General features: G+C 64.2%; 7 protein-coding genes. All 7 read right to left on the bottom strand.

Going from position 1 to position 8,618, the window contains the following annotated elements; all coding sequences use genetic code 11:
- A partial coding sequence (locus tag JWP90_RS06850) for a class II aldolase/adducin family protein (RefSeq protein WP_297361538.1) occupies nucleotides 1–969 on the bottom strand: 969 nt, incomplete at its 3' end.
- The gene (locus JWP90_RS06845; protein ID WP_297361535.1) at nucleotides 966–2,459 is read right to left on the bottom strand and encodes an FGGY-family carbohydrate kinase; all 1,494 of its coding nucleotides are present in this window, start codon (nucleotides 2,457–2,459) and stop codon (nucleotides 966–968) included. The genes JWP90_RS06850 and JWP90_RS06845, both read right to left, overlap by 4 nt.
- Before the next feature lie 24 nt (nucleotides 2,460–2,483).
- Nucleotides 2,484–4,130 (bottom strand): glycerol-3-phosphate dehydrogenase/oxidase, encoded by a 1,647-nt coding sequence (locus tag JWP90_RS06840; protein WP_297361532.1) that lies wholly within the window; start codon nucleotides 4,128–4,130, stop codon nucleotides 2,484–2,486.
- 58 nt (nucleotides 4,131–4,188) lie between these two features.
- On the bottom strand, nucleotides 4,189–5,061 hold the full coding sequence (gene lsrF / locus JWP90_RS06835) for a 3-hydroxy-5-phosphonooxypentane-2,4-dione thiolase (protein ID WP_297361529.1): 873 nt from the start codon (nucleotides 5,059–5,061) through the stop codon (nucleotides 4,189–4,191).
- Nucleotides 5,054–5,977, bottom strand: coding sequence for an ABC transporter permease (locus JWP90_RS06830; protein WP_297361526.1), 924 nt, complete (start codon nucleotides 5,975–5,977; stop codon nucleotides 5,054–5,056). The genes lsrF and JWP90_RS06830 overlap by 8 nt, the downstream gene beginning before the upstream one ends.
- A 128-nt stretch (nucleotides 5,978–6,105) precedes the next feature.
- A complete protein-coding gene (locus tag JWP90_RS06825; RefSeq protein WP_297361523.1) occupies nucleotides 6,106–7,086 on the bottom strand; it encodes an ABC transporter permease in 981 nt (326 codons plus the stop codon).
- Complete coding sequence (locus JWP90_RS06820; RefSeq protein ID WP_297361521.1) at nucleotides 7,083–8,618, bottom strand: sugar ABC transporter ATP-binding protein; 1,536 nt, start codon at nucleotides 8,616–8,618, stop codon at nucleotides 7,083–7,085. Before JWP90_RS06820 ends, JWP90_RS06825 begins: the two co-directional genes overlap by 4 nt.

The raw sequence follows: 8,618 nt of genomic DNA, 5'->3' as shown, positions 1-8,618 counted from the left end.
GACCCGGGGCGCCGGATCGAGTTCGGTCAATGCTTCGAAGCGATCACGATTCTCTCCGAAGTAGCCTCGGTAGTCGGCCACGTATGCTGCAACGTTCCGACCAACGAGGGGAACGCGTTTGGTCCTGATGATGTGTTCCGGAGTCGCCGTACCTCGCGATGTGGCGGCCACGACGTCCGGTCGCGCTGCGAAGAGCGCAGCTCGCGACGAGTCCGACTGGCGCACAATCATAGGGCATCCCGCTGCCGTCGAAAGATCGCGACGTAGCGCCGCGATGTCCCGGAGGGCACCCGGGCGTGCCGCAAACAGAGGGCCCGTTGCACCCCACTCGGTCACACCGAGTTCCTGAGAAGCGCGATCCACGAGATCGAGATGCCGCCGGTATGCGGTGTCTGCGTCATCGGCGAAGGTGAACAGGCCGTGATTGGACAGAACGAGCGCGTCGACACTACCGTCGGTCAGCTCCGCGCCGACTCCGGCCACCATGCGCGCCAGGTCGAATCCAGGCATCACATACGGGAGGACCATAACCCTGTCCCCGAGAACTTCAGCGACCGTATCGGCGCTGGAGGGCTGGTTCGTGAGGGCGACGATGGCGTCGGCGTGTGAGTGGAGGACGACACGGTGAGGGATGAACGCGTGCAGGAGCGCTTCGATCGACGCGGTGGGAGCGGAAGCATCCAGCGAGGCCTGGCGCACCTCATTCACCATCTGCGCATCGCTGAGCGTCTCCACATCGAGCACCCGAAGCAGGCGCGTCCGACGCAGGGGCGCGAAGCCAGCGGGTTCGATGGTCCCGAGATCCCATCCGCTTCCTTTGACCCATACGACCTCGACGTCCTCGCCGGTGACGTCACGCACGGTGCCCTTGATCGATGTGTTCCCGCCGCCGTGCAGAACAAGTGCCGGGTCAGCCCCGAGCTGGCGGGAGATCCTCGTGATCTCGTCTAGCGGATTCAACGCCTTCATGCCTGCACCCGGGTCCAGACGGGCCCCATGGCCGCCAGCACCGCGTCAAACCTCGCCGCCTGCTCTCGGTACGGTTGGCGGTCGACGCCGGGATGCACCACGAGTTTGGGGTCCGGATCGGTGCGCCAATCGCCCAGATTCGCTCCGACACCGGCGGCAGCGAGTGACGCGACACCGCGCGCTCCAAGTTCGGTGCCCAGCTGGCGGCGAACTGGGTGGCCGATGATGTCGGCGAACATCTGCGCCCACAGCGGATTCTTCGCTCCCCCGCCGGCGAGCGTCCAGGGCTCATCCGATACGACGGCACCGCTCGAGCACAATTTTTGGAGTTGCACCCGGTGGTACTGCGTGATGCCCTCCGCGACAGCTCGAGCGATCTCCCGATACCCGTGGCTGCCCTTCGCTCCCAGCAAAGAGCCCGACGCTCCGAGGTGCTCAGGCGCGCCGTGGATGAACGGAAGGAATAGCAGCCCGTCTGCTCCCGCGGGCACGTCGGCCGCAGCGTCGAGCAAGTGGCGGGGAGTGATCGCATCGACGGACAGAGTCGACATGAGCGATGAAAACCATTCGATACTTGCCGCAGAGGTCGGCGCGACTTCTTGTGCAAGCATCACCGCCTTGTCTGGCAGTAACGCGTTGAGGGTCACGTTCGGTGGTGGTGAGCCCGCCGGAACGACAACGGAGTTGATTGCCCAGGTTCCCACGATGATTGTGACGTCCGTCTCGTTCACCGACCCGGCACCGAGCGGACTGGCGACGCAGTCCATGCAGCCCGCCACAACCGGGATACCAACGGGGAGCCCGGTCTGGGCTGCGGCGACGCCGGTGATCTCGCCGACAACACTGTCGGATGCAGCCAGCGGCGGTAGGAGCGACATCCGTGCTCGGGGCAGCCCGAGCATGTCGAAAACACGCGGTTCGTAATCGCGATCCGCCAGGGAAACGAGCCCGCACGCCGACGCATCCGAAAAATCAGCACTTGGCGCCCCAGTGAGTTGTGTTGCCAGCCAGTCCTTGCAGGAGAGAACCCAGCGTGTCTGGTTCAGCGACTCCGGCTCATGGTCCTGAATCCAACGCAGCAGCACGCCCGGCTGACCCGCCCACGGCACCGACCCGGTGACGACTTGCATGCTCTCACGGTCAGCGGGTGCGATGCCGGCAACGATGCCTTCAGCGCGGCTATCATTCGAAGCAATCGCGCGGCGGACTGGCTGGAGCGCCTCGTCGACCAGGTACAGGCCGTTGCCGTGTCCAGTCGCTCCGACCGCGCGCGGGACCCATCCCTCCGACTCGAGCCATGTCGTCAGGCGGGTCAGCACGGTGGACACGGTCTCCCACAGGGCGTTCATGTCGACTTCCTGACGATCCGCAGCAACCGCGATACGCGGGTTGGGCGCCGAATACGTGCGGAGTTCCCGGCCCGTTTCATCGAACGCGGCCGCCTTCGCCGCAGTCAGTCCGACGTCGATCCCGACAAAACAGTGCTTCATTGCCACAGTGGGTGTCCTTGCTGGTTATTTCGGTGTTGGGTCGTCGGCGAGCGCACGCGGTTTGAATCGCCGCACCGCCTCCCGGTACGCGTGAACCTGAGCGTCGGCATACTCACGCGGCCAGTCGCCCTGTGAGACAAGGATTTCAGCGGCCACCGGTGCCGCCGAGAGTCCGACATCGCGATTGATACCAATCAGGGTACGGCGAAGAACGATGTCTTCGAGCGTGTGCGCCCCTTCCTCCCTGACGGCGTAGACAATCTCGGCGCCAATTGCTCCGCTGTCTTCATCGAGGACTTCGGCGAGTTCCGGTTGGGATGCAGTGATGGATTCAATCGCGCTCGCAGCTGTGCCATAGGTGTCGACCAGGCGGCTGGCGCTGGCCTGTGACAAGCGGGAACTGCGGATGAAGCGCGAACGGAACTCTGCCCACGGCTCGCTCCCGGGCGATCCCGGCAGCGGCGCCATGCGGGTCGGTGACGCTGCAGACGCCATCCCCAGAGTGCGGGCGAGGAGTTTCGTCACCTGCTCTCCGAGTGCCCGGTGAGTGGTCAGCTTCCCACCGATGATTGTTACGAGCCCGTCGAGCTCGCCCCTGTGGCTGAGGATTTGATGATCCCGCGTCACCTGTGAGGGATCATCAAGGTTCGCGACGTAGGGCAGCGGCCGCACGCCGGAGTAGGACCACAGCACGTCTTCAGGGGTGAGGCGCGCCTGCGGGATCAGGTCGTTGACCGCATCGAGCAGGTACTTCGTTTCGTCGGCATCCATCACGATCACGTCGAGGCTGCCGTCGTACGGCAGATCTGTCGTACCGATCATGTATCGCCCGGCCCACGGCAGGATGAACATCGGTCGGGAATCTGCAGGAGACTCGAAGAAGATGCAGGTATGAGGCGCACCGGGGAAGGGATCGACGACGGCGTGGCTGCCCTTGGTCGGGCCCATCTTGCGGTCGTGCTGTCCCGTCATTCCAAGGATCTCGTCCACCCAGGGCCCGGCTGCGTTGACGACGACACGCGCGTCGATCTCTTTGAGGCTTTTGTCGACGCGGTCCCGATAGCGCAGGCCGGTCACACGGCCGTCACGCTGGATAAGCGCTTCGACGCGTGCGTGTGTCAATACGACGGCGCCATGCTGGTGTGCGTCGGCGGCGAGTTCGACGGTAAGCCGCTCGGTCAATGAGACTTGAGCGTCCTGGAAGAGCCCGCCCCATTTCAGACCCGCTTCGGCGAGCCCGGGCCACGAACGCTGGATTCGCTTGCGGAAAACGACCCGGTTGAGCGGCAGCTTCTTACCCACCGACAGCACATCATGCAGCATCAGTCCGCAAGCGAGCAGCCAGCCGGGCCTGCTCTGTCCTTTCGCAAAGGGGATCAGCATCGGGTACGGCCGTACCAGGTGCGGCGCTTGCTTGAGCAAGATGTTGCGTTCGCGAATCGACTCGAAGACCAGGTTCAATTCAAATCGTTCAAGGTACTTCAGGCCCCCGTGCACTAGACGGGTGGAAATCGCCGACGTGCGTGCGCCGATGTCGTCTTGGTCGATGAGAGCCACGCTCATCCCACGCGCCGCGGCTTCCCGCGCAACAGCGAGGCCGTTGATGCCGGCACCGATGATGGCGACATCGACCGGCTCGACCCGGCTCCGGTATGTGGACAGTGATGGCATTGCTTTTCCTTCGATTACAGCTGCGGAGTCCGTCTCGCGGACCCCGCAGCCAGGTGCGTCAGTGGGAGAGCTGCTCAAAGAGCTCGTATGCCTCGTCAGGTTTCAGCGAATCGTGCACGACGCCACGGATGGCAGCGAGCATCGCTGACGGGTGCTCCGACTGGAAGACGTTGCGGCCCATATCGACACCGGCAGCGCCATCCTGGATGGCGCGGTAAGCGACCGTCAGTGCTTCGCGCTCGGCGACCTTCTTGCCGCCGGCGATGATGATCGGAACCGGGCAGGACGAAGTGATCGACTCAAAGCCCTCTTCGACGTAGTAGGTCTTGACGAAGCCGGCTCCCAGCTCGGCGGGGATCCGTGTGGCCAGGCGGAAGTAACGGGCGTCACGGACCATGTCCCGGCCAACAGCGGTGACCGCGAGGACCGGAATGCCAGCCGCCTGGCCCTGGTCAACGAGCGTGCTCATGTTTTTGATCGACTTCGTCTCGTTCTCGCCGCCGATGAACACCTGGACGGCCAGAGCCGCCGCATCCAGGCGGACGGCGTCGTCGATGCTGACCGTGATCTCCTCATCGGAGAGGTCTTTGAGCACGCTCGGACCTCCACTGGCACGCAGCACGATTCCTTTACCGCACTCTGCCGGGATCGTGGTGCGCAGCGCGCCCCTGGTGAGCATGAGCGCATCGGCTTGCGGGATGAGCGGGACGATCGAGCGGTCCAGGCGTTCAAGACCCGAAGTCGGGCCCTGGAAATAGCCATGGTCGAAGGCAAGCATGACCGTCTTGCCGTCTGTCGGGTCGAAAATGCGCGACAGGCGGCTCCGCATGCCCCAGTCCTGGCCCCCAAGGCCCTTGAGGTGGAAGCCGGATGCAGTCGAGGCGGGACCGGCAAAGTTGGTTCCCTCGCGGAGGTCATCGAGATCAGCCATGTATTTTCTCCTTTGTTGTGGGGGTTTGAGTTCTCCTGCCCTCAAGCAGCCGGCGCAGACTGGAACGACCTGTCCGTGTCGCCGCACTCGAGATCACGACGACCAGGACGACCAGGACACCCTTCAAGATGTTCTGCGCGCCGACGCTCCAGCCGACGAGGTTCAGTAGCCCGGAGAGCAGGACGAAGAACGTGGCACCGGTCCATAGGCCAAACGGCACTGGCCGACCGCCCGCAATGAGCGTTCCGCCGACCACGACCACGGCAATGGAGTCGAGCATGTAAGAGGTGCCGAGAACGGTGCTCGGGGAGATGAATGCGGCCAGCAACCCGCCCGCAAGCCCGGCGAACGTCCCGCTCAACAGGTAGACGACCGCGGTGACGAAAGGCACCCGAATGCCCGCTTTCCCAGCAGCTTTGAAACTCTGGCCGGTCGCGATCACGGCAAGACCGAACGTGGTACGACGGAGGGCAAACGCGACAGCGACGGTCACCAGTCCGACGACGATGGCGATCACCGGGATCCCGGCTACCTTCGCATTCACGAAGTCGCGCAGGGCGGGTGCCGCCCCAGAGCGATTCGCGCCTGCGAGCAGCAGCGTCGCGGATGCCACGATCAAGCTGGTCGCGAGAGTCGCGATGATCGGCGGGACCCGCAGCAGCAGAATGGCGATGACACTACACGACGCCGCGGCGATTCCTGCCGCGATGGCCGCGGCGATTCCGGCGACTGGCCCCATGCTGAAAGAGACCGCGACGGAGACGTAAGCGGTCATCGAGATGATCGCGCCGACCGATACGTCGATGTTGCCGGGCCCCAGGGTGATGACGAGCATCTGACCCAGCGCCACAAGGACGAGGTATGGGGCGAGAGTGAGCGCCTGATTGAGCGGTTCAATGGGTGAACCTGAGCTCACGGTGATGATACAAAGCCAGACGCCGATCATTCCTATGAACGACCAGCCCCAGGCCGGCCACACCAAGCGAGACCGACCGGCCTGGCGCCGGCGCACGGTTTGTGACGTTGTGTCAGGAAGCGTAGTGGTCATGAGCGAATGGCCCGTTCCGTGATGACCCGGCCCGCCAGCACGGCGAGGACGATAAGTCCCTGTGCCGCGGACTGCAGGCTGGAGGAGAGGTTGATAAGGCTGAGCAAGACGGTGATCAGCCCGAGTGTGACCGCCCCGAGCGTGGCACCGAGTGGGAGGGCACGACCGCCGGAGAAGTTGCCGCCACCGAGGATGACGGCGGCGATTGTCATCAGGGTGAAGTTGGATGCGGAGTTGATGTCGCCCGACCGCGTTTGCGATGCGAGCATTAAGCCGGCGGCGATGATCAGCCCTGCGGCGATCAGATAGGTGAGCACTCGCGTCCTGGTCAGCGACCAGCCGAGCTTTTCCAATGTCGCCGGGCTGCTGCCGAGGGCGCGCATGCGCGTGCCGAGTCGGCTGCGGCGCACAATCAGCCAGCCCACCAGAGTTGCAATAAGGATGAAAACAAGCGGCGCCGGGACCCAGTCGGGCCGCCAGCGGCCGATCGCCGCCAGCCATGCCGGAGCTTCACCTCCGGGCGTGGGTAGGAATTGGAGACCGAGTCCCAACCAGACGAAGGACATCCCCAACGTCACGATGATGGACGGCACGTTGCGTTTCTGAATGATCAGCCCGAGCGCCGCATAGGCGATGACGATGGTGCCGAGAACCAGGATGCCGACGAACGGGGAAGTCTGAAGCAGTGTCGCGGCGATCACGGTGACGAATCCCACGAGGTACCCGATGCCCAGGTCTATGTCTCCAACCGACATGATGAGCATCTGCGCCTGCGTGGCCAGAACGAGCGGCACGGCCGACATGAGCATCAGGGTCAAACCCGGGATGCTGAGAATACCCGGCTGATTGGCCACGGCGATTGAAAAGATCACCACCATTGCAACCAGGGAGAGCAGAGCGGGCGAGCCGTGAGCAGCCGTGACTTTGAGTCGCGTGCGCGTATCGGGCAGCGTGGGGGTGAGGGTGGAACTCGTCATCGTATTTCTCCCGTCCGATCGTCGAACGAGTCGGCGATGATGCGTTCTTCAGTGATGGTGAACCCGCGGAGTTCGGATACAACCCGCCCGGCACGGAAGACGTAAACCCGGTCGCAGTGCGCCATTTCCTTGTTCTCGGTCGAGTACCAGACGATGCTCCTGCCCAGCGCTGCTTCGGCCTTCATCAGCGCATACAGCTCGTTCTTCGTGGCGACGTCGACGCCGCGGAACGGGTCGTCCAAAAGCACTAGTTTTGCGTCGGCAGCAAAAGCGCGGGCGATCAGCACCTTTTGCTGGTTCCCGCCGCTGAGCGCAGTAATCGGCGCGTGCGCGCCGCCCAGAACTTTGAGGGCGCTGACCCAGTGGTCGGCCAGCTCGCGCTTCCGACGCGTGCTTACGATTCCGAAGCGGCTGATCACCCGAGATGCTGCGATCGTGAGGTTCTCAGCGACACTCCACAGGGGAAGGATGCCGGATGTCTGACGGTCACCGGGAACATACGCACGATGACGAGAAACCTGTGTTCCCCGGCTGAACGTGCCAGCAGCCCACAGCTTCTGTAGGAGCTCCTCCTGGCCCTGCCCGGCCAGGCCCGCCAGGCCGATGATCTCGCCGGAGCGCGCCTCAAACTGCGTTCCACCCGAGTTGGCCACGGCAGCAACAAGTGTCCCTGAACGGCTAGCGGAGTCACCTGACGCTCCGGCGGCTTCCGCGGAGACGACGCGGTCGAGAGTGGCCGCATCCGGTCTGACCTCGCCGCCCATCGCCACGAGGAGTTCATCCTCGGTCACCTGTGCGTCCGTGACCGAGACAACGCGGCCGTCTTTCATCACGGCGATCCGATCGCTGTGGGCGATGACCTCGTGCATCCTGTGCGAGATCAAGAGAACGCTGACGCCGCGCTGGGTGAGTGTTCGCAGGTGCGCGTAAAGCTGTCCGGCAGTATCGACGCCGAGCGACTCGGTCGGCTCGTCGAGGATGAGCAGGCGCAGGGTCTCGGTGCACAGCGCACGGGCGATTTCGACCATCTGCCGTTGAGCCATTGGCAGGTCGCCTGCGCGTTTGATCACGGCAATGCCGTGACCGGGGAAGACAGCGTCGAGCACATCGACGATGCGACGCTCGGCCCGCCTCCGCCAGCCGAAACCGCCGGACTTACGTCGGTCCGAGAGCCACGCGTTCTCGGTGACGGTCAGGTCCGAGCAGAGCGCAAGTTCCTGATGGACCATCCGGACGCCTGCTGCCTCAGCCGACGGTCCCGTCCATGCGTGGCCGCCCGGGAGGTCGCGGAAGCGGACGGTGCCCGCATCGGCCCGTTCCCGACCGGCGAGCACCCGCATCAGCGTGCTTTTGCCAGCCCCGTTGTGACCGACGAGTCCAAGGATTTCACCGCTCAATACTTCGAGGTCGATTCCGTTCAGAGCGTGCGTGTTGCCGTAGTGCTTGGAAACGGCAGTCGCACGGATCGTCGGTTGCGCGACCACGCTTGGGCTCGGGTAGGAGACCGCGGTGTTCGGTGCACTCGTAGTCAT

Source organism: Mycetocola sp. (genome assembly GCF_025464835.1).
GTDB lineage: Bacteria > Actinomycetota > Actinomycetes > Actinomycetales > Microbacteriaceae > Mycetocola_A.
The sequence above is the reverse complement of the archived record's forward strand: the minus strand, read 5'-3'. Positions and strand labels throughout refer to the sequence as shown.

Coding starts and splice junctions, on each gene's coding strand:
- JWP90_RS06825 (WP_297361523.1), bottom strand. CDS start 7,086: ATGACGAGTTCCACCCTCACCCCCACGCTGCCCGATACGCGCACGCGA.
- JWP90_RS06840 (WP_297361532.1), bottom strand. CDS start 4,130: ATGCCATCACTGTCCACATACCGGAGCCGGGTCGAGCCGGTCGATGTC.
- JWP90_RS06820 (WP_297361521.1), bottom strand. CDS start 8,618: ATGACTACGAGTGCACCGAACACCGCGGTCTCCTACCCGAGCCCAAGC.
- JWP90_RS06845 (WP_297361535.1), bottom strand. CDS start 2,459: ATGAAGCACTGTTTTGTCGGGATCGACGTCGGACTGACTGCGGCGAAG.
- lsrF (WP_297361529.1), bottom strand. CDS start 5,061: ATGGCTGATCTCGATGACCTCCGCGAGGGAACCAACTTTGCCGGTCCC.